Source organism: Klebsiella sp. 4_1_44FAA (assembly GCF_000238715.1).
Classification (GTDB): domain Bacteria; phylum Pseudomonadota; class Gammaproteobacteria; order Enterobacterales; family Enterobacteriaceae; genus Klebsiella; species Klebsiella pneumoniae.
In genome coordinates this window covers 340,189-366,629 of sequence record NZ_JH414801.1, presented here as the reverse complement: position 1 = coordinate 366,629, position 26,441 = coordinate 340,189, and the positions used below count along the sequence as shown (strand labels likewise).

Genomic DNA, 26,441 nt, shown 5'->3' with positions numbered 1-26,441 from the left:
GGGAAGGGACGATGAAACTCACCGACGTGGCGATTGTCGCTGTAGAGGGCTTTAGCCCGTTTCACTACGCCGTCCCCTGCATGCTGTTTGGCGATTCGGTTTCGGAAATCAAACGCTTTAATCTGCACATTTGCGCCGAGCGGCCGGGGCTGCTGCGCGCCCGCGATGGTTTTGCGCTGTACGCCACCGGCGATTATGCCGCGCTGGAACAGGCGGATATCGTGGTGGTGCCTTACTGGGGCGAGGTCGATCGACGTCCGCCGCAGGCGCTGCTTGATAGCCTGGTGCGGGCCCGGGATAACGGCGCGGAGATTGTCGGCCTGTGCCTCGGCGCGTTCGTCCTCGGCTACGCCGGGCTGCTGGATGGCAGGCGAGCGGCGACTCACTGGGAGTTCGAGCAGGATTTCCAGCGCCGGTTTCCGCAGGTGCAGCTGGATATCAACGCCCTGTACGTCGACGACCGGCGGATCATTACTTCGGCGGGCACCGCGGCGGCGCTGGACTGTTGCCTCTACATCATCCGCCAGCGTTTCGGCAGCCTCGCGGCCAACCAGATCGCCCGGCGGATGATTGTTTCGCCGCACCGCGAGGGCGGCCAGGCGCAGTTTATCGCCCAGCCGGTGCCGAAAAACACCCGCGATGCGCGAATCAACTGCCTGCTGGATTATCTGCAGCAGCATATTGCCGAGCCGCACAGTCTCGATTCGCTGGCCCGGGTGGTGGCGATGAGCCGCCGTACCCTGACCCGCCACTTCGCCCGGGCAACCGGGATGAGCATTACCGACTGGCTGACCGCCGAACGTCTGCGCCGCAGCCAGACTCTGCTTGAGGCGGGCGATCTGCCGGTCGAGCAGGTGGCGGAGGCGGTGGGCTATCTTTCAGCGGTCACCTGGCGCCAGCAGTTTAAAGCGCGCTTTGGCGTCAGCCCGACGGAATGGCGGCGTACCTTTCGTCGCGGCGCTTAGCCGGCGAGGGTCGCACTGTCGATCACGAAGCGGTATTTCACGTCACCCTTGACCATTCTTTCCCAGGCTTCGTTGATCTCATCGCCGCGGATCAATTCGATATCGGCGACGATGCCGTGTTCGGCGCAGAAGTCGAGCATCTCCTGAGTTTCCGGAATACCGCCGATCATCGAGCCGGCAATCGACCGGCGGCGGAAGATCAGATTGAACACTTCCGGCGACGGATGCGGCGTGGCCGGGGCGCCAACCAGCGTCATGGTGCCATCACGTTTCAGCAGCGTGGTGAAGGCATCGAGATTATGCGGCGCTGCCACGGTGTTGAGGATGAAATCGAAGCTTTTGACGTGGGCCGCCATTTCGTCTTCATTGCGCGACACCACTACGTCATCGGCGCCCAGCGCTCTGGCCGCATTACGCTTGGATTCGGAGGTGGTAAAGGCCACCACGTGGGCCCCCATGGCGTGGGCCAACTTGATCCCCATATGCCCGAGGCCGCCGATGCCGACCACGCCGACTTTTTTACCCGGCCCGACGTGCCAGTGGCGCAGCGGCGAGTATGTCGTGATCCCGGCGCACAGCAGCGGCGCGACGGCGGCCAGCTGCGCTTCGGGATGGGTTATCCACAGCACGTAGCGTTCATTGACCACGATCTGCTGTGAATAACCGCCAAGCGTGTGTCCCGGCGCGTCCTGGGTCGGGCCGTTATAGGTCAGCACCATATGGTCGCAGTAATTCTCCAGTCCCTCAGCGCACTCTTCGCACTGTTGACAGCTATCGACCATACAGCCGACGCCCACCAGATCGCCGACGGCGTAGCGCGAGACGGCGTTGCCGACCGCGGTCACCCGACCCACAATTTCATGCCCCGGCACGCAGGGATACAGCGTTCCCGCCCATTCCGATCGCGCCTGGTGGAGATCGGAGTGGCAGACGCCGCAGTAAGCGATGGCGATCTGTACATCCTGCGGCCCCGGGTCGCGGCGGGTGATGGCCATTGATTCCAGCGGCTGGCTGGCGGAGTAGGTACCAATAGCGTTGATCAGCATAGCGAAACCTCTTCTTGATGAATGGACTCAATAGAACGGGAGGGGAATGCGGGTGGTCAGTGGCATCGATAAGCGTAGCCTGGACTGGCCGAGATGCGAGGGGGAAAGCGGTAGAGAAACCCTCAGGCGCGGCCTTAACCAGCGCAGTAAATAATAAGATGGCCTTATCTTTATCGCCGCTAAGCCTTATAGGTATTTACGGCATATAGTATTATTTATTCCTGTAGAATAGAGATAAATAGTTATTGCAGATAATGATGCTTACACTCTTTTTATCCCCGTAACGTCTTGTCTTTTATTCGTTATTTCACCTGTTGATACTATGATTCTCAATGAATCACTTTTTCAACCTGACCTGATGGCATAAAAACCATGTCGATACCTGCAGCCAGCCCCTCTACCGACCAGGCGTTAACGTCCTTTTACTACGGAAGACAGACAAAGCCGTTATTCGCGGTGAAATCCCTGTTATCTGCGTTCCTGCCCGTCAGCTCACCCTTTGCGCTGCCGCGATCGACCTATTATCGTTTTCCGCCGACCCGGGAAGAATCTGGAATAATTTTAATCGAAGAGGGGATTGCCTCCGTTTGCCATGCGGAGAAGAGCATGGTTGTATCAACGATATTTGCCCCTTCGCTATTGGGATTAATCGATGGTTACGGCGCGTTTAATGGTATCCCGGAAAAAAGCCACTGTTCCGTATTTGCTGAGACGGATTTGCGCGGACGCTGGATAGGACACCAGGTGGCGGTCGAGATCCTCAATGAGAAAAACCTGTGGCAGGAGATGGCTCATATTCTGGCGCAGCGACTGATGGTGTTGAGGATGCGTTCGCAGGAGATGGTGGGGGTGGATTCTTATCCGATGGTGCGAACCCTGCTAACAGAGCTGGCGGACTACCCGGAGGCATATCGTCGCCAAATTAACGCGTTAAGCTTTATACAGCGCCGCACCAACCTGTCGCGCAGCCGTGTTATGTCGATTCTGGCAGAGCTGCGCAAAGGTGGTTACATTACGGTCCATCGCGGGGTGCTGGAAAAGATAACCCGCACGCTTCCCGCCCACTTTTAAACCCGCGCGGCGGAGGGGCGTGATTTTCCCACCCCTCGTCAGCCGGTGGGCTAAGGCTCAACCGGCGTCAGAAAGTCCAGCCGCAGCGGCTCAGCCAGCAGAGACTCCATCTGCGTCATAAACGCCTGAAAATAGGGCATCGCGACATGGGCATCGAGGGCGTCCTGTCCCTGCCACGCCTCGCGCATATAGAAGGTGTCCGGCGCGTCGCGCAGCTGAAACAGGGCATAGTCGAGGTTGCCCGGCTCCTGTCTCGTCGGCAGGAGCAGCGCCTGCAGGGCCTGGCGCAGGGCGTCCGTTTGGCCCGGTTTCGCCTTGAGCACGGCGATAAGCGATATCATCTTAAAACCCCTCCAGCACGATCTTGCCGACGGCGCGTCCGGTTTCCAGCTGGCGATGCGCTTTCTGCAGATTGGCGGCGGTGATGGCGCCGTAGTGTTCGCCAAGGGTGGTTTTGATAGTGTGGTTGTCGATCAGCGCCGCCACGCGGGTGAGCAGCTGATGCTGGGCGATCATATCATCCGTCTCAAACATTGAACGGGTGAACATAAATTCCCAGTGCAGGGACAGGCTTTTGGCCTTCAGCGGCACCACGTCCAGGGTCTCCGGGTCATCAATCAGCGCCAGCTTGCCCTGCGGGGCGAGGGCGTCGATCAGCGCGTTGAAGTGCTGCTCGGTATTGGTCAGGCTGGCGACATGGGTTACCGACGTGATACCAATGCGCGCCAGCTCGTCGGCGAGCGGCTTGCTGTGATCGATCACATGGTGCGCGCCCGCCTCGCGGACCCACTGCTGGCTCTCGGGACGCGAGGCGGTGCCGATCACCGTCATGGCGGTCAGTTTACTGGCCAGCTGGGTCAGGATAGACCCCACGCCGCCCGCCGCGCCGACGATTAGCAGCGTGTCGCCCGCATTGCCGCCTTCCTCAACGCCGAGACGGTGAAACAGCAGCTCCCAGGCGGTGATCGCCGTCAGCGGCAGCGCGGCGGCGGAGGCATTATCGAGGGTGCGCGGTTTGTGCGCCACCAGGCGCTCATCCACCAGCTGATATTCACTGTTGCTGCCGGCCCGGCCCAGCGCGCCGGCGTACCAGACCTCGTCCCCGGGCGCGAACAGCGTCACTTCCTCACCGACGGACTGCACCACGCCAACGGCGTCCCAGCCCAGCACCCGCGGCGTGTCGCCCTGAAAGCCGGCGCGCACTTTGGTGTCTACCGGATTGACCGAGATAGCCTTCACAGCGACCAGCAGATCACGCCCGTGGGCGGTGGGGATCGGCAGGTCGATCTCGGTTAAAGAAGGGATGTTGTTGCCGTCAGCGGCGGCTTGAGTAATGGCGATAGCTTTCATAACTGCTCCGGTCTGTGATTCGGGTGAATGAAAAGATGGAGCCATCGTAGACCGCTGCCGGGAGGGGAAAAACGGGCTAACGGCAATAACAGTTATATGCAGAAAGTGAAAATCAGCCCACCTGATAGAAGTCGAGCATCACCCCATCCTGGGTCCGGCCACCGGCGCAGATAAACAGCGAGGTGGTTAGCCAGCTGAGCGCGGGAGCATCCACCTCAAAGGTGGGCACGGTGCGAAAATAGATGGCTTCTGGCGGAATATCGCTAAAAAAGCGCATATCGTCGGCGAAAAGCTGGTCATGATACTGGGCCGGCACCCGGCGGATGCCATTGTTTTCCACATAGACCGTGCCTTCCGCCACCTGCAGGGCATAGCGGGCGGACAGCCTGCAGGTGCCGTCGGGTTCGATTATCTGGCTGTCGACGCCGCCGGGTAATACGTGGCCGCGAAGTTGACCCGAGACGCTGCCGCCGACAATCGGGATCAGCTGGCGCTTACCGGTCTGCAGGCTGCGGGAGACGATTATCGGTTTATCAACCTGGATGGTAATGGAAAAACAGTGTCTGAGTTCGGGGGTCATTATGGCTCTCCTGTTTCGGTTGGTAACGGCACGCGGCCACCGCGCCAGTGTAACGGGTTTGCGAGAGACAAAATAACGCAGGGTTTGGATAAAAATGATTGGCTGGGATGATGAGTTTGGGGGGCTCAGGTTGGTAGGGAGTGGCTGTGGGGGAGCAGGGGCAAACTGGCGGAAGATCACAGGAGTTGAACCTGCCCGGGACCGCTGGCGGCCCCAACTGGATTTGAAGTCCAGCCACCTCACCGGAGATGACGATCTTCCGCGCCTCGATTGCTACATGGAGGCGGGGCGCATTATAGCTACTTTCAGCCGTTTACCACATACCTAAACGCACTTTTTTACTGTTAAAACTGGACTTTACAGAACAGTCCTGGACAAATCCTCACAAAATCCGTGAGTTACACTTTTTCACTCCCTGATTCCCTACCGCGATCACAGAAAACAAGAAACGTAATCTGATAACGAGATATCGCAATTCATCTTAGTGCGGCAAAGGTTTACAAAAACCGTAACCGGTACCAACCCTCGGTGCCGCTAAGGGAATAGTGCGCATATGAAAGATCACATTTTGTCCGTCAAAGAGAAAATTGGTTACGGCATGGGTGATGCCGCCAGCCACATTATTTTTGATAACGTCATGTTGTACATGATGTTTTTTTACACCGATATTTTTGGTATCCCCGCCGGCTTTGTCGGCACCATGTTCCTGCTGGCGCGCGCGCTGGACGCGATTTCCGACCCGTGTATGGGTCTGCTTGCCGACCGTACCCGCAGCCGCTGGGGTAAGTTCCGCCCATGGATCCTCTTCGGCGCCATCCCGTTCGGCCTCGTCTGCGTGCTGGCCTACAGCTCGCCGGATTTAAGCCACAACGGCAAGCTGATCTACGCCGCCGTGACCTACACGCTGCTGACCCTGCTCTACACCGTGGTGAATATCCCCTACTGCGCGCTGGGCGGCGTGATCACCGACAACCCGACGCAGCGCATTTCGCTGCAGTCCTGGCGCTTCGTGCTGGCGACGGCGGGGGGCATGCTCTCCACCGTGCTGATGATGCCGCTGGTCAACTTTATCGGCGGCGAAGACAAAGCGCTCGGCTTCCAGGGGGGCATCGCGGTGCTGTCGGTGATTGCCTTCCTGATGCTGGCCTTCTGCTTCTTTACCACCAAAGAGCGTGTCGAAGCGCCGCCGAGCAGTACCTCGATGCGTGAAGACCTGCGCGATATCTGGCGCAATGACCAGTGGTGGGTGGTCGGCGTGCTCACCATCCTCAATATCCTCGCGGTCTGCGTTCGCGGCGGCGCGATGATGTACTACACCACCTGGATCATGGGCTCGGCGGCGCTGTTCACCGCCTTCCTCACGACCTACTGCGTCGGCAACCTGATTGGCTCGGCGCTGGCGAAACCGCTGACCGACTGGAAATGCAAAGTCAGCGTCTTCTGGTGGACCAACGCCCTCCTGGCGGTGCTCAGCGTGGCGATGTTCTTCGTACCGATGGACGCCGAAATCACCATGTTTGTCTTTATCTTCGTCATTGGCGTACTGCACCAGCTGGTGACGCCAATCCAGTGGGTAATGATGTCCGACACCGTCGACTACGGCGAATGGTGTAACGGCAAACGCCTGACCGGCATCAGCTTCGCCGGTACCCTGTTTGTGCTCAAGTTAGGGCTGGCGCTGGGCGGCGCGCTGATCGGCTGGATGCTGGCCGGCGGCGGCTATGACGCCGCCGCTAAAACCCAGAACAGCGCCACCCTCACCATCATTATCGCCTTGTTCACCCTCGTTCCGGCGGTGTGCTACCTGCTGAGCGCGGTGATCGCCAAACGCTACTACACGCTGAAAACGCCGTTCCTGAAAAAAATGATGGCCGAGCTGGCCGAGGGCGCGCGTCGCAACGAACAAGATTTCACCGCCGCCCCGATCGACAAAGAATGGCAAAACTAAGAGGACGTTTTAATGAAAATCAGTGATGGAAACTGGCTCATTCAACCAGGGCTCAACCTGATCCAACCCGTACAGGTTTACGAGGTGGAGCAGCAGGGGAATGAAATGGTGGTCTATGCCGCGCCGCGCGATGTCCGCGAACGCGCCTGGCAGCTGGATACGCCATTGTTCACCCTGCGCTTTTTCTCGCCGCAGGAAGGGATAATCGGCGTGCGTATGGAGCACTTCCAGGGCGCGCTGGATAACGGCCCGCACTATCCGCTGAACGTGCAGAAAGACGTCCATGTCGAAATGGAAAATACGGCCGGGTTCGCCGAGCTGAAAAGCGGCAGCCTCAGCGTGCGGGTGACTAAAGGCGAATTCTGGGCGCTGGATTTTCTGCGCGACGGCGTGCGTATCACCGGTAGCCAGCTAAAAAACAACGGCTACGTGCAGGATAGTAAGACCCAGCGCAACTACATGTTTGAGCGCCTCGACCTCGGCGTCGGCGAAACCGTCTACGGCCTCGGCGAGCGCTTTACCGCCCTGGTGCGCAACGGCCAGACGGTAGAAACCTGGAACGAAGACGGCGGCACCAGCACCGAGCAATCCTACAAAAATATCCCGTTCTATCTGACCAACCGCGGCTACGGCGTGCTGGTCAACCATCCGCAGCGCGTCTCCTTCGAGGTGGGCTCGGAGAAAGTCTCTAAAGTCCAGTTCAGCGTTGAAGGCGAATACCTTGAGTACTTCGTGATCGACGGCCCGACGCCGAAAGCGGTGCTTAACCGCTATACGCAGTTCACCGGCCGCCCGGCGCTGCCGCCGGCATGGTCGTTTGGTCTGTGGCTGACGACCTCGTTCACCACCAACTATGACGAAGCGACGGTGAATAGCTTCATCGACGGTATGGCTGAGCGCCATCTGCCGCTGCACGTCTTCCACTTCGACTGTTTCTGGATGAAGGCCTTCCAGTGGTGCGATTTTGAATGGGATCCGCAGACCTTCCCGGACCCGGAAGGGATGATCAAGCGCCTGAAGGCGAAAGGGCTGAAGGTCTGCGTGTGGATCAACCCGTACATCGGTCAGCGCTCGCCGGTGTTCAAGGAGCTGAAAGAGAAGGGTTATCTGCTGAAGCGCCCGGACGGTTCGCTGTGGCAGTGGGATAAGTGGCAGCCGGGGCTGGCGATTTATGACTTCACCAATCCGGAAGCCCGCCAGTGGTATGCCGACAAACTAAAAGGCCTCGTGGCGATGGGGGTCGATTGCTTCAAGACCGACTTTGGCGAGCGTATCCCGACCGACGTCCAGTGGTTTGATGGTTCCGATCCGCAGAAAATGCACAACCACTACGCCTTCATCTATAACGAGCTGGTGTGGAAGGTGCTGAAAGAGACCGTCGGCGAGCAGGAGGCGGTGCTGTTCGCCCGCTCCGCCTCGGTGGGCGCGCAGCAGTTCCCGGTGCACTGGGGCGGCGACTGCTACGCCAACTACGAATCGATGGCGGAAAGCCTGCGCGGCGGGCTGTCGATCGGCATGTCCGGCTTCGGTTTCTGGAGTCACGATATCGGCGGTTTCGAAAACACCGCGCCGGCCCACGTCTACAAGCGCTGGTGCGCCTTCGGCCTGCTCTCCAGCCACAGCCGCCTGCACGGCAGCAAATCCTATCGGGTGCCATGGGCCTACGATGACGAGTCCTGCGACGTGGTGCGCCACTTCACGCAGCTGAAATGCCTCATGATGCCGTATCTCTATCGTCAGGCGGCGCTGGCCAACGAGTGCGGCACGCCAATGCTGCGCGCGATGATGCTCGAGTTTCCGGACGATCCGGCCTGCGACTATCTCGACCGCCAGTATATGCTGGGCGATTCGGTCCTGGTGGCGCCGGTGTTCTCCGAGGCCGGCGAAGTGCAGTTTTATCTGCCGGAAGGGCACTGGACGCATCTGTGGCATAACGATGAATTGCCGGGTAGCCGCTGGCATAAGCAGCATCACGATGCACTGAGCCTGCCGGTCTACGTTCGCGACAACACCCTGCTGGCGCTGGGCAACAATGACCAGAAGCCGGATTACGCCTGGCATGAGGGCACCGCCTTCCAGCTGTTCCACCTTGAGGATGGACGCGAGGCACGCTGTGACGTTCCGGCGGCAGACGGCTCGACGATCTTCACCCTGAAGGCCAGGCGCCAGGGTAACGCCATCGCCGTGAGCGGCGAAGGCGAGGCCCGCGGCTGGACGTTATGTCTGCGCAATATCCCGCAGGTCGCGGGCGTGCAGGGCGGTACGCAGACCGGTAGCGAATGGGGAGTGGTGGTGAGCGCCGAGGGCAATACGCTGACGATTACGTTGTAAATAGGTTAACAGCAGCAGCCCTCTTCGCCCGGCGGAGAGGGTTTTTTTATTCCATTTTTGTACAAAAAGTAACGTTCATTTCATAGTGGTGACTCAGGCCGCAGACGCGGTTGTCGAACGGTGTTAGCGTATTCTGCCGCTGAGAGGAGCCCGCCATGGACGTAGAAAATATCTTTCGTGACGTGAAGCTAAGCAAAACGGAAATGACCGTGCTGCGCTTTATTCAGAACGACCCGGAGCAGTGTATCCGCCAGGGAGTTCGCGCTGTGGCTGAACAGTGCTACAGCAACCCCTCTTCCCTGGTCCGGCTAGCGAAAAAACTGAAGTTCAGCGGCTGGCTGGAGCTGGTTTACTTTATCAAGTTCAATATCACCATGCCGAAGCTCGATGTCACCAACGATATCGACTACATGAGCGTTCAGCCGGAAGAAGCGCTGACGCCGCTGCTGGCAAGCCTTAAACAGCAGCGCATCCTGATCCACGGCAGCGGCTTTTCACAGCTGATCGCCCAGTATATTTACAACAAGTTTCTCGTCACCGGCGTGAATGCCAGCCTGGCGCTGTGGCCCGATTACGAAATCCTCGAACAGAAAAACGCCGCCTGCTTCGACTCCATCTGGATCATTTCTAAATCCGGGCGCAGCAGCTCGGCGCTCAACTGGGTTAAGGCCCTGGAGGGGAAGGAGATTAATCTGGTCTGCTTTACCGGCGACTACCAAAGCCCGCTGGCGCAGGCCGCGGATACGGCGTTTATTATTCACGACCCGCAGAAGTTCGATGATGATATTTACTGGAGCAACCCGTTTTTCGGCTACTGCATCTTAGGCTTTGAGCGACTATTGAAGATGTGGTTTACCAGCCTACGTAGCAATAGTTAGCCCCCGCTAAGCGCGGTGCGAGCGGGGGAATCCCATCGGCAGCGGATTACCGCCAGGCGGCGAACTGCTCATCGTCGAGGTAGGCTTCGACCAGGGTTTTCGCCAGCGAATAGGAACCGATCAGCGGGTGCGCCATCAGCGCCCGCACCGCCAGCGATTTATCCTGCTGCAGGATCGCCGCCACCGCCAGCCGCTCATACTCTTTCACGCAGGCAATCATATTCTTCTGCGCCGTCGGTACCTTCACCGGCGTCACCGGCTTGAGGCCATCCCGGCTCAGGTCGCAGCTGATCTCGATCACGTCGTCCGGGCGTAAAAAGTCGAGCGTGTCGTGATTCTGGATCGACACCACGATCCGCTTGGTGGTGGTGCTGTTCACCGCTTCCAGGATATCCAGCGCCACTCCGGCATAGCCGCCGGTGTCCGGCTCTTCGATAAACTGGCGCAGCGTCAGCGGTTCGCGGGTGTGGAATTTCTCCTGCCGGGATTCGTTCTGCATATAGCTGTTTTCCCGGCGTAGGTAATGCTGCATCCAGATGGTGAAGGCGGCCTCCGGTTGCGTTCTGGCATCCACGGTGCGCAGTGCCTCGCGCATCTCCTGATTGATGCGGGCGATCTGCTCTCCGCGCGTCTCGCCGGCCCCCTGAATCGCCTTCAGCGCCTCGTCGCGATAGTAGTAATAATAGAGATATTCATTGAGGAGCTGATTATCGCAAAGCCGTACCAGCTCCGGGGAGAAGTACTGCATCGCCGTCTTCTGGTACAGTTCCGGGCTGGCGATCAGCCGTTCGGTCACCTCTTCCCCACGGACGGTGAAGTGGGTAAACCAGGAGAAATGGTTCAGCCCATAGCATTCCACGCTGAGGTCGCGCTCCTCACAGCCAAGGATCGCCGGCAGTTCACGAATCAGCTCGGAGGGGGCATCGCAGATCCCATAGACCCGGCGCTTAAAGCCGGACTTAATAATCGCTTCCGTCACCAGACCTGACGGGTTGGTAAAGTTAAACAGAATAGCGTCTTCGGCGGCATGTTCTTCGATCAGCCGGCAATAGCGAAGGATCGCCGGGATCGAGCGCATGGCCATCGCGAAACCGCCGGCGCCGGTGGTCTCCTGGCCGAGAGTGTTATGCTCAAGCGCAATACGTTCGTCGCGAATGCGGCTTTCATCGCCGCCAACCCGCAGGGTGGTAATGATATAGTTGGCGTCCTGCAGCGCTGCGACCGGGTCGGTGGTGGTACTAAACTGAATATCCGGGCGAATGGTATTAAATACATAGCGGGCAATTTCGCCAAATATCGCCAGATTATCAGCAGAGTTATCGAGAAAAACGACTTCTGTTAAACCAATGCGGTGAGCGTTATAGGCCAGAGATTTCGCTAAAAATGCAGAGCGAACGCCGCCCCCGCCTAATACGGTTAATTTCATAAATACTCCTCATTAATTTTCTGCTAACCAGTTATCAACCCGGGAACGTACCTGTCCCACTTTGACGCCATAAATAACCTGAACTTCATTTCGATTGCGTACGACGCCGTTGGCGCCGGTATTTTTTAATTGCGTGTCATCAACCCGCGCCATATCGCGCACGGCCACGCGCAGGCGAGTAAAACAATTATCGACGGAGAGAATATTCTCCTTGCCCCCGAGGCCGCGGATAATGTCATCGGTGACCGACTGCGGTTGCGCGACTTTCTGGCGGTACTCTGCTTTGCTGTAGAGCTTCACGTTCTCGTCATCTTCCCGGCCCGGCGTTTTCAGGTTCAGCTTCACCACCAGGGTGCGGAAAATCACGTAGTAGACGGCGAACTGGCCGATACCGATAAGGACATAGCCCGGCCAGCGCGTTAAGGAGACCGGCAGCGGCAGGTTATAGATCAGAAACTCGATCAGGCCCGATGCTCCCCAGGGACGTACGGTGAAGATGTCGCAAATGGCCTGCGAGGCGGCGGTTAACGTCGCGTGGATCACCCACAGCAGCGGTGAGACAAATAAGAAGGTGAACTCAATCGGCTCGGTGATGCCGGTCAGCATCGAGGTGATAATCGCCGGCAGCAGAATCGCCTTCGCCATCGCTTTCTTCTCCGGTTTCGCGGTGTGGTAGAACGCCAGCGAGGCGCCCGCCAGGCCAAAGATAGTGGTCATCCCTTGCTGCGAAAAACGTAATGCGTCGTTCATGACCGGCGTCAGGTCGGGATGGCGCATATAGGCGAGGAAAATGGCCTGGGTGCCGGAGACCACCTGACCATCCACGTTCAGCGTGCCGCCAATCTGGGTGAGCTGGAAGGGGGACCAGACGAAATGGTGCAGGCCGGTGGGGATAAGGAATTTTTCAAAGAAACCATAGACGAAGACCCCGGCGACCCCGGCATTTTTCATAAAACCGGTGAGGGCGGAGATGCCGTGGGTCATAAAGGGCCAAATCCAGGTAAAGGCGATGGCGTAGAAGATAACCACCGGCGTCATCGCCACCAGCGTCAGCTTGGCGCCGCCGTACATCGACAGCGCGCCAGGCAGCTCAATGGCAGAGACTTTATTGTGCACCCACGCAATCGTGCAGCCGAGAATAATGCCCAGGAAAACGCCCATATCCACCACCACAAAGCCCAGCAGCTGGGTTTGCCCGGTGCCATAATATTCACCGTTAATTTTTTCGGCGAGTCCATGGGTGTGTTCCAGCCAGGAGTGGTTGGCGCCAAGAAACATAATAAAGCACATCACTGAAACCAGTGCGACTCGGTTTTTTTATCCTTTGCCAGGCCATAGCTGATGCCGACGCAAAATAATAAGCCGAGGTTGCCAAATAAAGGCCAAAAGGTGTCGCCGAGCATTTGCCCAAGCTGATGTAAGAAACTGGTTTCAGCAATTAATGTCGGATTAGTTAATACTGAACTGAGGGCCAGAATTAAGCCAATGACCGGCAAGAACAATACGGCGCCGATCATGGCCCGGGAGAATTTTTGCATATTCTCCAGAATACGCTGACGTTTTTCAGGCATGATTGATCCTTTTATATTTTTGTAGGTACAGGGAGCGGTTTTTTATCGACTTCCAGTGATTTGGTTATAGCAACTCTGATATTTGAAAGGAACCTGTTGCGCTAAATAGGTACAGATAGCCGCGTATTGCGCACAGGTTTCAGGACTCGCACCCCAACTCTCTCCCTGAAAGGGAGAGAGTAGTCAGAGTGGAGTTTTGCCGGGAAGCAATCCCTCTCCCCATAGAGGAGAGGGAATGGGCATCGCTATGGGGTGACGGGAGCGGGCGCTGGCGCGGCGGGGGTGGGGCTGACCTCGCCGTTGCGCATGATTTGCGCCACCTGCTGTTTCTCCATATTCACGGCGCTGAGCTGCCCGTTGACCGTCGGTTTGAGCGGGGCATCGGCCTGCACGCTGCCGCTGGCGGTCAGCTGGAGATTGCCATCCCCGCTTATAGGTAGCGACGGCCAGCCCCAGGCCTGCAGAATATTCAGCGGCACGCCGCGGCCGCTGAAGCTCAGATTGACCTGGCGCTGCGGCAGCTGGGATACCGCGGCGGTGGCCTGCAAAATGCCGCGCTCGGTGAAGGCGCTAAGCTCAGTGATATTGACCATCGAGGCTGTGGCGTTCAGTTTGAGTGATGGGCGGCGCACGTCGATCCGGTTGAAAGTCGCCGCCGCGGCGTTCAGCGTCGCGCTGCCGTTCCATACTCCCCAGCTGCCGTTTTTCACCAGCTGTAGCTCGCCGCCATAGCCATCGAGGGCGGTAATTTGCCACGGGAAAGCAGGGTCCACATCGATGATCAGATTGCGGCTGGCGCTGAATTTTTTCAGCGTCAGGCTTTGCAGCCAGACTGGCAGCGGCGTCATCCACAGCTGTTTCCAGTTCGCCGGCAGCGTGTACTCCAGTCCGGCGAAAGCGGTATCGTCGAGCACCAGGGCGTTCCCGGCGCGCAGCCAGTTGCCGGAGGTGCGCACCATGCCGCCCTCCCAGCGCGAGGAGAACTGGCGCAGCGCAATGCCCTGGGGAGAGAATTCGGCATTGAGGATCGGGTCGAAAAGATGCAGCGAGCCGTAGATAAATTCGCTGGCGTTCATCGACAGCGTGCCGTCCTCGCTCTGCCAGCCGCCGTGGCTAAGGGTCAGGTTGCGCAGGCTCAGGTCGAGGTCGGTTACCGCCCAGTCCGGTCCCTGCAGGCGGGCGTCGGTGATGTCCAGGCGGCCAATCTGCAGAGAGGGGACCGTAGTTAACGGCGCGAAAAACTCGGTCAGCGAGGCGGGGCTCTGCAGTCGAATCTCGTTGAGCTGGAGGTTATCCACCCGCCAGCTGCCATCGGCGCTGCGTTTGGCATTGCCGGTTAAGGTGCCGCGGGCGACATCGGCGCCGAGGGTGGAGAGGGTGACCTCGCCCTGATCAATCTTACCCTGAATCAGAACGTTGCTGGCTTCGACGCCATTGAGCGTCATCGAGCCCGCGCTCATCTCGATCTGCGCCGTTTTCCCCAGCACATTGCCCGCCTCCGGCGTCCATGGGCTGACGCCGCCGGTGACGCGCTGCGCGCTGAGCGCCCAGCCGGTTTCCGGGCTGTTGAAAGCCATATTGCGCAACATCAGCCGGTCGGCAGCGAACGGCAGGTCTGCAGAGTGGGGTGACAGATTCAGAGTGCCGTCGTTAAGGACTATCTCATCCGCATGCAGCGGATCGCTAAACTGGCGGGTGCTGAAGCCAATGTCGACCGTTTTTGCCACCAAAGTGGCAGGCTTGCCTTCCCGACCAAAGGTGACGTTTCGCAACTGCACATGAAGGGGGGAGAGAAATCGTGCTCCATCTCATCGAAGGAGACCTGCCAGCCGGTGCCATTGCTGAGCCAGGCGCTGGCCTGGCGGGCGCCCCAGTGGGTTTGCAGCAGGAACCACGCGCCAATAATGACGAGCAGCAGAGCGACTAGCAGCCAGAGAATCAGCTTTCCAAGAAATTTCATGGTCTTCCATTCTGTGAGATGCACATCACCGTGTTATGCCCGATTTAGGCGCACTTCTCAAGGCAGGCGTGGTTTATTTCCGTGATGGGGCAGGTGGTTGGAGGACGTCCCGGCCGATGCGCGACCGGGAACGCATGAGATCACGCCTTTTCTGGCGGGAAAATTAAATTCAGAACAATCGCCGTGATACCGCCGGCGGCAATCCCGGAGGAAAGCAGGTTTTTCAGCCAGTCCGGGGCGAACTGCAGGATCAGCGGCTGCTGCGACACGCCGAGGCCTACCGCCAGCGACAGAGCGATAATCAGGATCGCCCGACGGTTCAGCGGTTCACGGGAGACGATGCGCACGCCGGACGCGGCGATGGTGCCGAACATCACCAGCGTGGCGCCGCCGAGCACCGGCTCAGGGATGTGCTGCACGAAGCCGCTCACCGCCGGGAACAGGCCGAGGACGATCAGCATCAGGGCGACCACAAAGCCGACGTAGCGGCTGGCGACCCCGGTCAGCTGGATCACGCCGTTGTTCTGACCGAAGCAGGAGTTCGGGAAAGTATTGAAGACCGCGGAAACGAAGGAGTTCAGGCCGTTAGCCAGCACGCCGCCTTTCAGGCGCTTCATATACAGCGGACCCGAGACCGGCTGTTCGGAGACGTCGGAGGTGGCGGTGATATCGCCGATGGTTTCCAGGGAGGTGATCATAAACACCAGCATCAGGGGCAGCAGCAGACTCCAGTCGATGCCGAGGCCATAATAGAGCGGCGTCGGGACGGTGATGAGGCTGCTGTTGGTCGGGGCGGTGTTGGCTGGCAGCATATCGAGGAACCACGCCGCCAGATAACCGGCAGCCATGGCAATCACTAGCGAGGCGATGCGCAGGTACGGGTTGCGCTGGCGGTTGAGGATAATAATCAGCGCCAGCACGATACCCGCCAGCAGCAGATTTTTCGGCGCACCAAAGGTGTGGTCAGCCATCGCCGCGTAGCCGCCGCCGATGGAGGTCAGTCCGACCTGAATCAGCGACAGGCCGATAATCATCACCACCACGCCGGAAACCAGCGGGGTAATGATACGGCGCGCCAGGTGCAGGATCCGGGAGAGGACCATTTCGGTGCAGCTGGCCAGCATCAGGGTGCCGAAGAGGGCGGCCATCATGGTGGGGACGTCGGCGCCGCCGGTTTTCAAGGCGGTACCGCCCATGATCAGCGGGGCGACAAAGTTGAAGCTGGTGCCCTGGATGGAGAGCAGTCCGGAGCCGACCGGGCCCCAGGCTTTGATCTGAATAATAGAGGCGACGCCGGAGGCGAACAGCGACATGCTGATGATATGTTGGGTATCTTGCGCCGGGAGACCGAGAGCCTGGCAGATTAACAGCGCCGGGGTGATCACCGCGACAAACATCGCCAGCAGGTGCTGGAAGGCGGCGAACAGGGTTTGCGGTAGCGGCGGGCGATCTTCGAGGCGGTAGATTAATTCGCTGGCTGGTTTATGCGCAACCGGTTGCGCATTTTCTGACTCTGCGGTGTTAACGGACATCACAAGCAATCCCAAGGTGGCAAAGCGGGAATTTTATCGGACTGTAGACCAAAAGCAAACGTTTGCCAGCGTTTGCTCATAAAAATTTATACCGTGAATATGCGCAACGAGGTAATTAACATTTTGTATGCTAAATCGCATCATTAAGGATACAAAATATCTTTTTCTGTCAATTTTTCCGCCGTTCTGCGTAAAATCCCCCTCTGACTCCTCATGATGAGAAGCTAAAGACACCAGGAATATCGTCGCGTGTGAATGGATCATGCGCCCATAAGGAGCTTTTTATGTTTCATCTCGATACCTTATCGACGCTCGTTGCCGCAACGCTCGTGCTGTTACTCGGCAGAAAACTCGTACAAACCGTTCCCTTCCTTAAGAAATACACTATTCCTGAACCCGTTGCCGGCGGTCTGCTGGTGGCGCTGGCGCTGCTGGCGCTGAAAAAAAGCATGGATATCGAAATTGATTTCGATATGAGTCTGAAAGATCCGCTGATGCTGGCGTTCTTCGCCACCATCGGTCTTAACGCCAACCTCGCCAGCCTGCGGGCCGGCGGCAAGGTGCTGGGCACTTTCCTGATCGTGGTGGTTGGCCTGCTGCTGCTGCAGAACGCCCTCGGTATCGGCATGGCGACGCTGCTGGGGCTGGATCCGCTAATGGGTCTGCTGGCCGGGTCGATTACCTTATCCGGCGGCCACGGCACCGGGGCGGCGTGGAGTAAGCTGTTCGTTGAGCGCTACGGTTTTGCCAACGCCACCGAGGTGGCGATGGCCTGCGCGACTTTCGGCCTGGTGCTGGGCGGCCTGATCGGCGGCCCGGTGGCGCGTTATCTGGTGAAGCACTCTTCCTCACCGGACGGGACACCGGACGATCAGGTGGCGCCAACCGCCTTTGAAAAGCCGGACGTGGGGCGGGTGATCACCTCGCTGGTGCTGATCGAAAGTATCGCCCTGATCGCCATCTGTCTGACGCTGGGCAAGGTGGTTGCGCAACTGCTGGCGGGGAGCGTCTTCGAGCTGCCGACCTTCGTCTGCGTGCTGTTTATCGGCGTGATCCTCAGCAACAGCCTGGCGCTGGCGGGGTTGTATCGGGTGTTCGATCGCGCGGTATCGGTGTTGGGCAACGTCAGCCTGTCGCTGTTCCTCGCCATGGCGCTGATGAGCCTCAAGCTGTGGGAGTTGGCCTCGCTGGCGCTGCCGATGATTATTATCCTGGCGGTGCAGGCGCTGGCGATGGCGCTGTATGCGGTGTTCGTCACCTATCGGATGATGGGCAAAAACTACGATGCCGCGGTGCTGGCAGCCGGGCATTGCGGGTTTGGCCTGGGGGCAACGCCGACGGCGATCGCCAATATGCAGGCGATTACCGACCGTTTCGGGCCATCGCATATGGCCTTCCTGGTAGTGCCGATGGTGGGGGCGTTCTTTATCGATATCGTCAACGCGCTGGTGATTAAGCTGTACCTGCTGCTGCCGATATTTGGCTGATAAAAAACCCGGAAGCGGTGCTGCGCACCTGTCCGGGCTACAAGATCGTGCTGTTTGGGGTTTTGTAGCCCGGCTCAGGCGTTTACGCCGCAAGCCGGGAATAACTTCACAATCTTACGCTTCGTCGTGCTCTTCCCACGCTAACGCGCGTTTCACCGCTTTCTTCCAGCCGCTGTAACGATAGTTACGCTCAGTAGTTTCAATCCCCGGGCGGAATTCGCGCTCAATCACCGCTTTCTCCTGCAGTTCATCCAGATTCTGCCAGAAACCGACCGCCAGACCGGCCAGATAGGCCGCGCCCAGCGCCGTCACTTCGCGTACTTCCGGACGCTCGACACGGGTGCCGAGGATATCGGACTGGAACTGCATCAGGAAGTTGTTAGCCACCGCGCCGCCGTCTACGCGCAGGGCGTGCAGACGAATGCCGGAGTCAGCCTGCATCGCTTCCAGCACGTCGCGGGTCTGAAAGGCGATGGACTCCAGCGTCGCACGGATAATGTGGTTGGAGTTCACGCCGCGGGTGAGGCCGAAAATCGCGCCGCGGGCATACGGGTCCCAGTACGGTGCGCCAAGACCGGTGAACGCGGGTACCACGTATACGCCGTTGGTATCCTTCACTTTGGTGGCGAAGTACTCGGAGTCGAAGGCATCGCTGATGAGCTTCATCTCGTCGCGCAGCCACTGAATAGACGCGCCGGCCATAAACACCGCCCCTTCCAGAGCGTAGTTCACCTCGCCGCGCGGGCCGCAGGCGATGGTGGTCAGCAGACCGTGGGTGGAGGTGACCGCTTTTTCGCCGGTATTCATCAGCATAAAGCAGCCGGTGCCGTAGGTGTTTTTCGCCATCCCTTCCTTGACGCACAGCTGGCCGAACAGGGCCGCCTGCTGGTCACCGGCGATCCCGGCGATAGGAATACGGGTCCCGCCTTTACCACCGATGTTGGTCTGGCCGTACACTTCGGAAGACTTGCGCACTTCCGGCAGCATGGCGCGCGGAATGTCCAGCGCGTCGAGCATCTTGTCGTCCCAGTCGAGGTCGTGAATGTTGAACAGCATGGTACGTGAGGCGTTGGTGTAGTCGGTGACGTGCACGCGGCCCTGGGTCATCTTCCAGATAAGCCAGGTGTCAACGGTGCCGAACAGCAGCTCGCCGCGCTTCGCACGCTCACGGGAACCTTCGACATGGTCGAGGATCCATTTCACCTTGGTGCCGGAGAAGTACGGGTCCACCACCAGGCCTGTGGCCTTGCGGATATACTCTTCCATCCCGTCACGCTTGAGCTGCTCGCAGATCTCCGCGGTACGGCGGCACTGCCAGACGATAGCGTTGTAGATGGGTTTACCGGTCTCTCGCTCCCACACCACCACGGTCTCACGCTGATTGGTGATGCCGATGGCCGCGATCTGATCGGAGTTGATATCCGCTTTGGCCAGCGCTTCGACCAGCGTCGAGCTTTGGGAAGCCCAGATTTCCATCGGGTCGTGTTCGACCCAGCCTGGCTTAGGATAAATTTGTTCAAATTCTCGCTGGGAGACGCTGACGATATTGGCATCATGATCCATCACAACGGCCCGGGAGCTGGTAGTGCCCTGGTCAAGCGCAACGATATATTTTTTGTCGGTCATAGTCGGTGTCCCGTAGTCAGATTACAGCGAAGCTTTATGTTGAGCGGTGGAAGAGGAGGGGCTCTGTTGCTCTTCCTCCACGCAGGTGTCGCAAGGCAGGTGACGGCCAATCAGCTTACGATAGCTGAATGCGCCCAGCGCCGCGCCGACCACCGGTGCGCACAGCGGCACCAGGAAATAAGGAATATCTTTGCCGCCGGTGAAGGCGACGTCACCCCACCCCGCCAGCCAGGCGAAGGCTTTCGGGCCGATGTCACGCGCCGGGTTCATGGCGAAGCCGGTCAGCGGTCCCATGGAGGCGCCAATCACCGCAATCAGCAGGCCAATCAGCAGAGGGGCCAGCGGGCCGCGCGGTATGCCGTTGCCATCGTCGGTCAGCGCCAGGATGACGCCCATCAGGATAGCGGTAATCACCATCTCTACCGCGAAGGCCTGCACAAAATTGATGTGCGGGTTCGGGTAAGTGGAGAAAATGCCGGCCAGATCGAGGCTTTCCACGCTGCCGCGAATCATATGGTGGGTGGTTTCATAATCGAGGAAAAGATTGTAGTAAAGCCCGTAAACTAATGCCGCAGCGCAAAAGGCGCCAGCGAATTGCGAAATAATAAAAGGAACCACTTTGCGGCCTTCGAAGCAGGCGAACAGCCACAGCGCGATAGTCACCGCTGGGTTAAGGTGCGCACCGGAGACCCCGGCGGTCAGGTAGATCGCCATGGCGACGCCCAGACCCCAGATGATGCTGATTTCCCATTGTCCGAAGCTGGCTCCCGCGACCTTGAGCGCAGCCACGCACCCAACGCCGAAAAAGATCAACAACCCGGTACCGAGGAACTCTGCGATGCACTGGCCTTTTAAGGTTGATGTTTGGCTCATAATCGAATCCTGAAGCGTGGTGATGATTATTGTATGTAGGGTGGTCACAGACGACCATATTGCCATGTAGGCATAGTGTTAATTTATCGTTAACGAGCAAAAACGAGAAATATCGAACTTCAAATGTGTGTGCCTCGTCAAGAAAATGAGCGTTTTCGCGCCATTTGCGCGCATCGAGAGCGCTGCCGGAGCGTTTCACCACGCATTTTGTTAACCATAAAATTAACATTGACCCATGAACTACGAGCGAACTGCGCTGAAAGCACCAGGTAAAGACTGAAAAGTGTTGCAAACCGCAATCTACGCGGCTTGCCGCTGGACAGGGGCGGCGGGGATTCATACAATCGACGATAACACCGCTATGTGCGCTAATTTTCGTTAAGGCGGGACCGCGTATACGAAACACGAGTTTCTATCAACGCCTTGCAAGTTCAGGAGAGGTATGACGATGTCATTAGAAGTGTTTGAGAAATTAGAATCTAAGGTTCAGCAGGCGATTGATACCATCACTCTGTTGCAGATGGAAATCGAAGAGCTGAAAGAAAAGAACAACACCCTGGTGCAGGAAGTTCAGAGCGCGCAGCATGGTCGTGAAGAGCTGGAGCGCGAAAACAGCCAGCTGAAAGAGCAGCAGCAGGGCTGGCAGGAACGTCTGCAGGCGCTGCTGGGTCGCATGGAAGAAGTCTAATCGCTTCGCGCCCTCTCCCGCCCGGGAGGGGGTCATCCTTACTCGCGTCTTTATATCCGCAAGTTATAGCCAATCTTTTTTTATTCTTTAATCATTGAATCGCTTTCTGGCACGCTTAACCCATCACAACACACATAAAGAGAGCGGTGCGATGAATAAGTGGGGCGTAGGGTTAACTCTGTTGCTGGCATCCGCCAGCGTTCTGGCAAAAGACATTCAGCTATTAAACGTATCTTATGATCCAACGCGCGAGCTGTACGAACAGTACAACAAAGCGTTTAGCGCACACTGGAAGCAGGAGACCGGCGACAACGTGGTGATCCGCCAGTCGCATGGTGGCTCTGGCAAACAGGCGACCTCGGTGATTAACGGTATTGAAGCGGATGTGGTCACGCTGGCGCTGGCCTACGATGTCGACGCTATTGCCGAACGCGGCCGCATCGATAAAAACTGGCTGAAACGCCTGCCGGATAACTCTGCGCCGTATACCTCCACCATCGTGTTCCTCGTCCGCAAGGGCAATCCGAAACAGATCCATGACTGGAACGATCTGATCAAACCGGGTGTGTCGGTCATTACCCCGAACCCGAAAAGCTCCGGCGGCGCCCGCTGGAACTACCTGGCGGCCTGGGGCTATGCCCTGCATCAGAATCACGGCGACCAGGCGAAAGCCCAGGAATTCGTCAAGGCGCTGTATAAAAACGTGGAAGTGCTGGACTCCGGCGCACGCGGTTCGACCAATACCTTCGTAGAACGCGGCATCGGCGACGTACTGATCGCCTGGGAAAACGAAGCGCTGCTGGCGACCAACGAACTGGGCAAAGACAAGTTTGAAATCGTGACCCCAAGTGAGTCGATTCTGGCTGAGCCGACCGTCTCGGTGGTCGACAAAGTGGTGGATAAGAAAGGCACGCGCCAGGTGGCGGAAGCGTACCTGAAGTATCTCTACTCGCCGGAAGGCCAGGAGATTGCGGCGAAGAACTTCTACCGCCCGCGCGATCCGAATGTGGCGAAGAAATATGCTAACGAATTCCCGAAACTGAAGCTGTTTACCATCGATCAGGAGTTCGGCGGCTGGACGAAAGCGCAGAAAGAGCACTTCTCCAACGGCGGCACCTTCGACCAGATTAGCCAGCGTTAATTCTCTTGTCCCTGCTTGCGCTACGCTTAGCAGGGCTACAGTTTTGCGTGGTGCGTAGCCCGGGTAAGGCGTCAGCCGCTACCCGGGATAACGCCCCGTCCACCATCTGTTTTCATTTAGTCATCAAATTACGCTACTCTTCCGCTTCAGGCTTAACAGGGAATGAAAATGAGAAGAGTAAGATACTTTTTGCTGGCGCTGCTGGTGGCGATCCTCGCGGCGCTGGCGGGCGGCTACTACTGGCTGCACTCTGGCAACCCGGACGCATTACGCAAGATTGTCCTGCAGCAGTGCGTACCCCATCAGCAACAGCAGCAAAACCCGTCGCCGTGCGCGGAAGTGAACCTCAAGGGCGGCTATGTGCTGTTTAAAGACCGTAACGGCCCGCTGCAGTATTTGCTGATGCCGACCTACCGCATCAACGGCACCGAAAGCCCGCTGCTGCTGGAACCGTTGACGCCGAACTTTTTCTGGCAGGCCTGGCAGGGGCGTGAAATCATGAGCCAGCGCCACGGCGCGCCGGTTCCTGATAACGCGGTATCGCTGGCGATCAACTCGCGCAGTGGACGTACGCAAAACCATTTCCATATTCATATCTCCTGCCTGCGCCCCGATGTGCGCGCGCAGTTAGATAAGGATGCCGCAGCGATCAGCAGCCGCTGGCTGCCGCTACCGGGCGGGCTTCAGGGCCACGAATACCTGGCGCGCCGGGTGACGGAGGCGGAGCTGGCCCAGCGTAGCCCGTTCCTGATGCTGGCGGAAGAGGTGCCGGAGGCGCGTGAACATATGGGACGCTTCGCGCTGGCAATGGCGCAACAGAGCGACGGCTCGCTGGTGCTGCTGGCGACGGAGCGTAACCTGCTGACCCTGAACCGGGCTTCAGCGGAAGAAATTCAGGATCATCGCTGCGCCATCCTTAACGCAAACCACTAGTTCTGGCGTTTACCTGTCTTACCTGTCGTCGTATTCTTGCTGAAAAAAACGACAGGAGACAGGCATGTCGCTCTGGCTTACCCACCCGCTGTTCCTTCCTTCATTGATTGTCGGCGTCACCATCGTGCTCTGGGCGACGTCGCTGCTGCCGGAATTTATCACCGCGCTGCTGTTCTTCGCAGCGGCAATGATGGCGAAAATCGCTCCGCCGGAGGTGATCTTCGGCGGCTTTGCCTCTTCGGCGTTCTGGCTGGTGTTCAGCGGCTTTGTGCTCGGCATCGCCATCCGTAAAACCGGACTGGCGGACCGGGCGGCGCAGGCGCTGTCGGCCAGGCTCACCGACTCCTGGCCGCGGATGGTCGCCAGCGTGGTACTCCTGAGCTACGCCCTGGCGTTCGTGATGCCCTCCAACATGGGGCGCATCGCGCTGCTGATGCCGATCGTGGCGGCGATGGCCCGCCGCGCGGGCATTGCCGACGGCAGCCGCGGCTGGTTCGGCCTGGCGCTGGCGGTGGGGTTCGGCACCTTTCAGCTGTCAGCGACGATTTTGCCCGCCAACGTGCCGAATCTGGTGATGAGTGGCGCGGCGGAAGGCTCGTACGGTATCCATCTGAATTATGTTCCCTATTTACTGCTGCATACGCCGGTGCTTGGCTGGCTGAAAGGGGCGGTGCTGGTGGCGCTGATTTGCTGGCTTTTTCCCGGCAAGCCGCATCCACCGCGCGACCTGGCGCCGCTGCCGCCGATGAGCCGCGACGAGAAACGTCTGGCGTGGCTGCTGGCGGTGGTCCTCTCGCTATGGGTGACCGAGAGCTGGCACGGCGTCGGCCCGGCGTGGACCGGCCTGGCGGCGGCTGTGATCACGCTGCTGCCGCGGGTGGGCTTTATCAACGGCGAGGAGTTTGCCAGCGGGGTGAATATGCGCACCTGCATTTACGTCGCCGGGATTCTGGGGCTAGCGATCGCCGTCACCCAAACCGGGATTGGCGGCGCGGTGGGCAATGCGCTGCTGCAGGTGATGCCCCTGGATAAAGACAATCCTTTCACCAGCTTTCTCGCCCTGACCGGGATAACCAGCGCGCTGAACTTTATTATGACCGCTAACGGCGTGCCGGCGCTGTATACCACCTTTGCCCAGAGCTTTGCCGACGCCACCGGTTTTCCGCTGCTAAGCGTGATTATGATTCAGGTGCTGGGCTATTCCACGCCGCTGCTGCCCTATCAGGCGTCGCCGATCGTGGTGGCGATGGGGTTAGGCAAGGTCCCGGCGAGGGCGGGGATGCAACTGTGTCTGGCGCTGGCGGCGGTGAGTTATCTGATTTTACTGCCGCTGGACTACGCCTGGTATCAGCTGTTGGGGAAACTGTAACGGCAAAAGAAAGCCCGGCTTGCGCTGTGCTAGGCCGGGCTCCCACGTTTTGTCAGTCAACCCGGTCGCGTGTCGCCACCGGGAAAAGCGAATTACGCTTTTTTCGCTGCTTCTGCTGCTTTAACGATCACCGCGAAAGCGTCAGCTTTCAGGGAGGCGCCGCCAACCAGCGCGCCGTCGATGTCCGGCTGGGTGAACAGCTCTGCGGCGTTGCCAGCGTTAACGGAACCGCCGTACTGGATGATCACTTGCTCAGCGATTTTGGCGTCAGCTTTAGCAATGTGGTCACGGATGAATTTGTGCACCGCCTGCGCCTGAGCCGGGGTCGCTGATTTGCCGGTACCGATAGCCCATACTGGTTCGTAAGCGATAACCACGCCTTCGAAAGCGGCAGCGCCCTGGGTTTTCAGCACGGCGTCGATCTGACGTGCGCAAACTTCTTCCGTTTTGCCCGCTTCGTTTTCGGCTTCGGTTTCACCGATGCACAGAACCGGGGTCAGACCCTGCTCTTTCAGCACGGCGAATTTCTTCGCGATCAGCTCGTCGGATTCTTTGTGGTAGGTACGACGCTCGGAGTGGCCGATGATGATGTACTGCGCGCCGATATCTTTCAGCATTTCGGCGGAGGTTTCACCGGTGAATGCGCCGGACAGATTCACGTCAACGTTCTGCGCGCCCAGGTGAATGTGGCTGCCTTCTGCCGCGCGCTTAGCCAGGTCCAGATACATTTCCGGCGGGGCGATGGCAACTGCACAGCCGCTTACGCCAGCCAGCTCGGTACGCAGGTTCGCAACCAGTTCGTTTACCATGTGGCGGCTGCCGTTCAGTTTCCAGTTACCCATCACTAAAGGATGTCGCATTTTAATTCTCCACGCTACTTAAGCGAATCAAGGAATATAGCCGCCCCAGAGGGCAGCATGGTCTGTGAAACAGTATAGAGACTCGTCACTGGAAAGGCTTTGCTTTTTGTCATTTATTGTTACCTTCCAGCGTTTCAGATAGCGCCAGCTTAATCGGTTCAATGGCGAAGGTCAGGCCCTTTTCCCCATGATCTGCCACCACATAGCGCACGGCGCCTTCGGTATCGGCGAAGTAGCGCTTGCCCTTGCCGGCGGCCAGCAGTTTCTGCAGTTTTTGCTGGCTTTGCGCCTGGCTAAAAGTCGGCACGAAGGCGCGGATCATGGCGCTCATATACTCCAGCGCTTTGGTCCTGGCCGCCTTTTGCTCCGGCCCCTGGATCGGCAGCCAGGTGATCTGCATGGATTTGATCTTCAGCGTGCCGCGCTCCAGCGCGGTGGAGGCATAGAGATTTTCGTTAATTTTGCTGGCGGCGCGGGTCAGGTTAGCCCGATCGCGACTGGTGGCGATGGAACGGAATTCGTTCAGAGGCAGCTTTGGGTTATCGGCGTTGAATTTCTCGCGGAACTGACTGATCGACTGGTCAAAGCTCGGCGCGCCGGCGAGCAGGTAGGGCGCTGCCGCGGTCGTCGATTCGCTCTCTGCGGACAACGCGTGCGGGCCGACGGCAAGGCCCATCAGCCCACTTAACCACAAAATTGTCCACTTCTTCATGCCCGTCGTTCCTTTTTTTGCCTGCTGACGATTAAATCGGGAAGCGCGGCGCTTGTCAAAAAGTCACGACGCCAGGGTAAACTACGCAGACGAT

General features: G+C 58.6%; 20 protein-coding genes, 1 tRNA gene and 2 pseudogenes. 10 read left to right on the top strand and 13 right to left on the bottom strand.

All coding sequences use genetic code 11. The features are described from left to right. Positions 1–11 precede the first annotated feature (11 nt). Positions 12–965: a GlxA family transcriptional regulator gene (locus HMPREF1024_RS11060; RefSeq protein WP_004212442.1), complete on the top strand. Its 954-nt coding sequence runs from the start codon at positions 12–14 to the stop codon at positions 963–965. On the opposite strand, the gene HMPREF1024_RS11065 is transcribed toward HMPREF1024_RS11060, so the two are convergent. Continuing rightward, the gene (locus tag HMPREF1024_RS11065) at positions 962–2,011 is read right to left on the bottom strand and encodes an NAD(P)-dependent alcohol dehydrogenase (protein ID WP_009308803.1); all 1,050 of its coding nucleotides are present in this window, start codon (positions 2,009–2,011) and stop codon (positions 962–964) included. The two genes, HMPREF1024_RS11060 and HMPREF1024_RS11065, sit on opposite strands and share 4 nt — an antisense overlap. Before the next feature lie 372 nt (positions 2,012–2,383). Between HMPREF1024_RS11065 and HMPREF1024_RS0126675 the strand changes: the two genes are divergently transcribed. Beyond that, a complete protein-coding gene (locus tag HMPREF1024_RS0126675; RefSeq protein WP_032451376.1) occupies positions 2,384–3,082 on the top strand; it encodes a winged helix-turn-helix transcriptional regulator in 699 nt (232 codons plus the stop codon). 50 nt (positions 3,083–3,132) lie between these two features. On the opposite strand, the gene HMPREF1024_RS11070 is transcribed toward HMPREF1024_RS0126675, so the two are convergent. From HMPREF1024_RS11070 to HMPREF1024_RS11085, 4 genes are all read right to left on the bottom strand, one after another. Further along, a complete protein-coding gene (locus HMPREF1024_RS11070) occupies positions 3,133–3,423 on the bottom strand; it encodes a putative quinol monooxygenase (RefSeq protein WP_002922965.1) in 291 nt (96 codons plus the stop codon). A gap of 1 nt (position 3,424) precedes the next feature. Continuing rightward, the gene (locus tag HMPREF1024_RS11075; RefSeq protein WP_002922964.1) at positions 3,425–4,432 is read right to left on the bottom strand and encodes a zinc-binding alcohol dehydrogenase family protein; all 1,008 of its coding nucleotides are present in this window, start codon (positions 4,430–4,432) and stop codon (positions 3,425–3,427) included. Positions 4,433–4,544: 112 nt separating this feature from the next. Then, on the bottom strand, positions 4,545–5,012 hold the full coding sequence (locus HMPREF1024_RS11080; protein WP_009308799.1) for a DUF3237 domain-containing protein: 468 nt from the start codon (positions 5,010–5,012) through the stop codon (positions 4,545–4,547). A gap of 166 nt (positions 5,013–5,178) precedes the next feature. Further along, positions 5,179–5,273 (bottom strand) — tRNA-Sec (locus tag HMPREF1024_RS11085). A gap of 292 nt (positions 5,274–5,565) precedes the next feature. Between HMPREF1024_RS11085 and HMPREF1024_RS11090 the strand changes: the two genes are divergently transcribed. The 3 genes from HMPREF1024_RS11090 (at position 5,566) to HMPREF1024_RS11100 (ending at position 10,169) form a co-directional block, all read left to right on the top strand. After that, positions 5,566–6,960 carry a glycoside-pentoside-hexuronide family transporter gene (locus HMPREF1024_RS11090; RefSeq protein ID WP_009308798.1) on the top strand — a complete coding sequence of 465 codons (1,395 nt, stop codon included), beginning with the start codon at positions 5,566–5,568 and terminating at the stop codon, positions 6,958–6,960. A gap of 12 nt (positions 6,961–6,972) precedes the next feature. Beyond that, complete coding sequence (gene yicI / locus HMPREF1024_RS11095; RefSeq protein ID WP_009308797.1) at positions 6,973–9,291, top strand: alpha-xylosidase; 2,319 nt, start codon at positions 6,973–6,975, stop codon at positions 9,289–9,291. Between the two features lie 155 nt (positions 9,292–9,446). Further along, a complete protein-coding gene (locus HMPREF1024_RS11100) occupies positions 9,447–10,169 on the top strand; it encodes a MurR/RpiR family transcriptional regulator (protein ID WP_004173889.1) in 723 nt (240 codons plus the stop codon). Between the two features lie 46 nt (positions 10,170–10,215). Here HMPREF1024_RS11100 and HMPREF1024_RS11105 read toward each other — a convergent pair whose 3' ends face one another. From HMPREF1024_RS11105 to HMPREF1024_RS11120, 4 genes and pseudogenes are all read right to left on the bottom strand, one after another. After that, positions 10,216–11,595, bottom strand: a complete 1,380-nt coding sequence (locus HMPREF1024_RS11105; RefSeq protein ID WP_002922956.1) for a glycoside hydrolase — start codon at positions 11,593–11,595, stop codon at positions 10,216–10,218. Between the two features lie 12 nt (positions 11,596–11,607). Next, positions 11,608–13,166 (bottom strand): annotated as a pseudogene (locus HMPREF1024_RS11110) (PTS transporter subunit EIIC). A gap of 245 nt (positions 13,167–13,411) precedes the next feature. Then, positions 13,412–15,126 (bottom strand): annotated as a pseudogene (locus tag HMPREF1024_RS11115) (AsmA family protein). A 140-nt stretch (positions 15,127–15,266) separates the two neighbouring features. Further along, positions 15,267–16,658: an NCS2 family protein gene (locus HMPREF1024_RS11120; protein WP_002922950.1), complete on the bottom strand. Its 1,392-nt coding sequence runs from the start codon at positions 16,656–16,658 to the stop codon at positions 15,267–15,269. A 284-nt stretch (positions 16,659–16,942) separates the two neighbouring features. Here HMPREF1024_RS11120 and gltS point away from each other — a divergent pair, with 284 nt between their 5' ends. Continuing rightward, positions 16,943–18,145 carry a sodium/glutamate symporter gene (gene gltS / locus HMPREF1024_RS11125; RefSeq protein ID WP_004173891.1) on the top strand — a complete coding sequence of 401 codons (1,203 nt, stop codon included), beginning with the start codon at positions 16,943–16,945 and terminating at the stop codon, positions 18,143–18,145. Between the two features lie 114 nt (positions 18,146–18,259). On the opposite strand, the gene glpK is transcribed toward gltS, so the two are convergent. Both glpK and HMPREF1024_RS11135 read right to left on the bottom strand, forming a co-directional pair. After that, positions 18,260–19,771, bottom strand: a complete 1,512-nt coding sequence (gene glpK / locus HMPREF1024_RS11130) for a glycerol kinase GlpK (RefSeq protein ID WP_002922944.1) — start codon at positions 19,769–19,771, stop codon at positions 18,260–18,262. 21 nt (positions 19,772–19,792) lie between these two features. Beyond that, complete coding sequence (locus HMPREF1024_RS11135; RefSeq protein ID WP_002922941.1) at positions 19,793–20,644, bottom strand: MIP/aquaporin family protein; 852 nt, start codon at positions 20,642–20,644, stop codon at positions 19,793–19,795. Between the two features lie 442 nt (positions 20,645–21,086). Here HMPREF1024_RS11135 and zapB point away from each other — a divergent pair, with 442 nt between their 5' ends. The 4 genes from zapB (at position 21,087) to HMPREF1024_RS11155 (ending at position 24,775) form a co-directional block, all read left to right on the top strand. Continuing rightward, on the top strand, positions 21,087–21,332 hold the full coding sequence (zapB, locus tag HMPREF1024_RS11140) for a septal ring assembly protein ZapB (RefSeq protein ID WP_004150222.1): 246 nt from the start codon (positions 21,087–21,089) through the stop codon (positions 21,330–21,332). A gap of 151 nt (positions 21,333–21,483) precedes the next feature. Then, positions 21,484–22,473, top strand: a complete 990-nt coding sequence (locus HMPREF1024_RS11145; RefSeq protein ID WP_002922936.1) for a sulfate ABC transporter substrate-binding protein — start codon at positions 21,484–21,486, stop codon at positions 22,471–22,473. Positions 22,474–22,635: 162 nt separating this feature from the next. Beyond that, positions 22,636–23,406 carry a CDP-diacylglycerol diphosphatase gene (locus HMPREF1024_RS11150; RefSeq protein WP_020803798.1) on the top strand — a complete coding sequence of 257 codons (771 nt, stop codon included), beginning with the start codon at positions 22,636–22,638 and terminating at the stop codon, positions 23,404–23,406. A gap of 64 nt (positions 23,407–23,470) precedes the next feature. Then, positions 23,471–24,775: an SLC13 family permease gene (locus HMPREF1024_RS11155; protein ID WP_004151505.1), complete on the top strand. Its 1,305-nt coding sequence runs from the start codon at positions 23,471–23,473 to the stop codon at positions 24,773–24,775. A 92-nt stretch (positions 24,776–24,867) separates the two neighbouring features. Here HMPREF1024_RS11155 and tpiA read toward each other — a convergent pair whose 3' ends face one another. Both tpiA and HMPREF1024_RS11165 read right to left on the bottom strand, forming a co-directional pair. Beyond that, complete coding sequence (gene tpiA / locus HMPREF1024_RS11160; protein WP_002922909.1) at positions 24,868–25,635, bottom strand: triose-phosphate isomerase; 768 nt, start codon at positions 25,633–25,635, stop codon at positions 24,868–24,870. 109 nt (positions 25,636–25,744) lie between these two features. Beyond that, entirely contained in the window at positions 25,745–26,347 is a 603-nt protein-coding gene (locus HMPREF1024_RS11165) for a YiiQ family protein (RefSeq protein ID WP_002922908.1), read from the bottom strand. Positions 26,348–26,441 lie beyond the last annotated feature (94 nt).

Bases quoted from the DNA above. Each gene is read 5' to 3' on its own strand.
- HMPREF1024_RS11060 (WP_004212442.1), top strand. From the start codon at position 12: ATGAAACTCACCGACGTGGCGATTGTCGCTGTAGAGGGCTTTAGCCCG.
- HMPREF1024_RS11065 (WP_009308803.1), bottom strand. From the start codon at position 2,011: ATGCTGATCAACGCTATTGGTACCTACTCCGCCAGCCAGCCGCTGGAA.
- HMPREF1024_RS0126675 (WP_032451376.1), top strand. From the start codon at position 2,384: ATGTCGATACCTGCAGCCAGCCCCTCTACCGACCAGGCGTTAACGTCC.
- HMPREF1024_RS11070 (WP_002922965.1), bottom strand. From the start codon at position 3,423: ATGATATCGCTTATCGCCGTGCTCAAGGCGAAACCGGGCCAAACGGAC.
- HMPREF1024_RS11075 (WP_002922964.1), bottom strand. From the start codon at position 4,432: ATGAAAGCTATCGCCATTACTCAAGCCGCCGCTGACGGCAACAACATC.
- HMPREF1024_RS11080 (WP_009308799.1), bottom strand. From the start codon at position 5,012: ATGACCCCCGAACTCAGACACTGTTTTTCCATTACCATCCAGGTTGAT.
- HMPREF1024_RS11090 (WP_009308798.1), top strand. From the start codon at position 5,566: ATGAAAGATCACATTTTGTCCGTCAAAGAGAAAATTGGTTACGGCATG.
- yicI (WP_009308797.1), top strand. From the start codon at position 6,973: ATGAAAATCAGTGATGGAAACTGGCTCATTCAACCAGGGCTCAACCTG.
- HMPREF1024_RS11100 (WP_004173889.1), top strand. From the start codon at position 9,447: ATGGACGTAGAAAATATCTTTCGTGACGTGAAGCTAAGCAAAACGGAA.
- HMPREF1024_RS11105 (WP_002922956.1), bottom strand. From the start codon at position 11,595: ATGAAATTAACCGTATTAGGCGGGGGCGGCGTTCGCTCTGCATTTTTA.
- HMPREF1024_RS11120 (WP_002922950.1), bottom strand. From the start codon at position 16,658: ATGTCCGTTAACACCGCAGAGTCAGAAAATGCGCAACCGGTTGCGCAT.
- gltS (WP_004173891.1), top strand. From the start codon at position 16,943: ATGTTTCATCTCGATACCTTATCGACGCTCGTTGCCGCAACGCTCGTG.
- glpK (WP_002922944.1), bottom strand. From the start codon at position 19,771: ATGACCGACAAAAAATATATCGTTGCGCTTGACCAGGGCACTACCAGC.
- HMPREF1024_RS11135 (WP_002922941.1), bottom strand. From the start codon at position 20,644: ATGAGCCAAACATCAACCTTAAAAGGCCAGTGCATCGCAGAGTTCCTC.
- zapB (WP_004150222.1), top strand. From the start codon at position 21,087: ATGACGATGTCATTAGAAGTGTTTGAGAAATTAGAATCTAAGGTTCAG.
- HMPREF1024_RS11145 (WP_002922936.1), top strand. From the start codon at position 21,484: ATGAATAAGTGGGGCGTAGGGTTAACTCTGTTGCTGGCATCCGCCAGC.
- HMPREF1024_RS11150 (WP_020803798.1), top strand. From the start codon at position 22,636: ATGAAAATGAGAAGAGTAAGATACTTTTTGCTGGCGCTGCTGGTGGCG.
- HMPREF1024_RS11155 (WP_004151505.1), top strand. From the start codon at position 23,471: ATGTCGCTCTGGCTTACCCACCCGCTGTTCCTTCCTTCATTGATTGTC.
- tpiA (WP_002922909.1), bottom strand. From the start codon at position 25,635: ATGCGACATCCTTTAGTGATGGGTAACTGGAAACTGAACGGCAGCCGC.
- HMPREF1024_RS11165 (WP_002922908.1), bottom strand. From the start codon at position 26,347: ATGAAGAAGTGGACAATTTTGTGGTTAAGTGGGCTGATGGGCCTTGCC.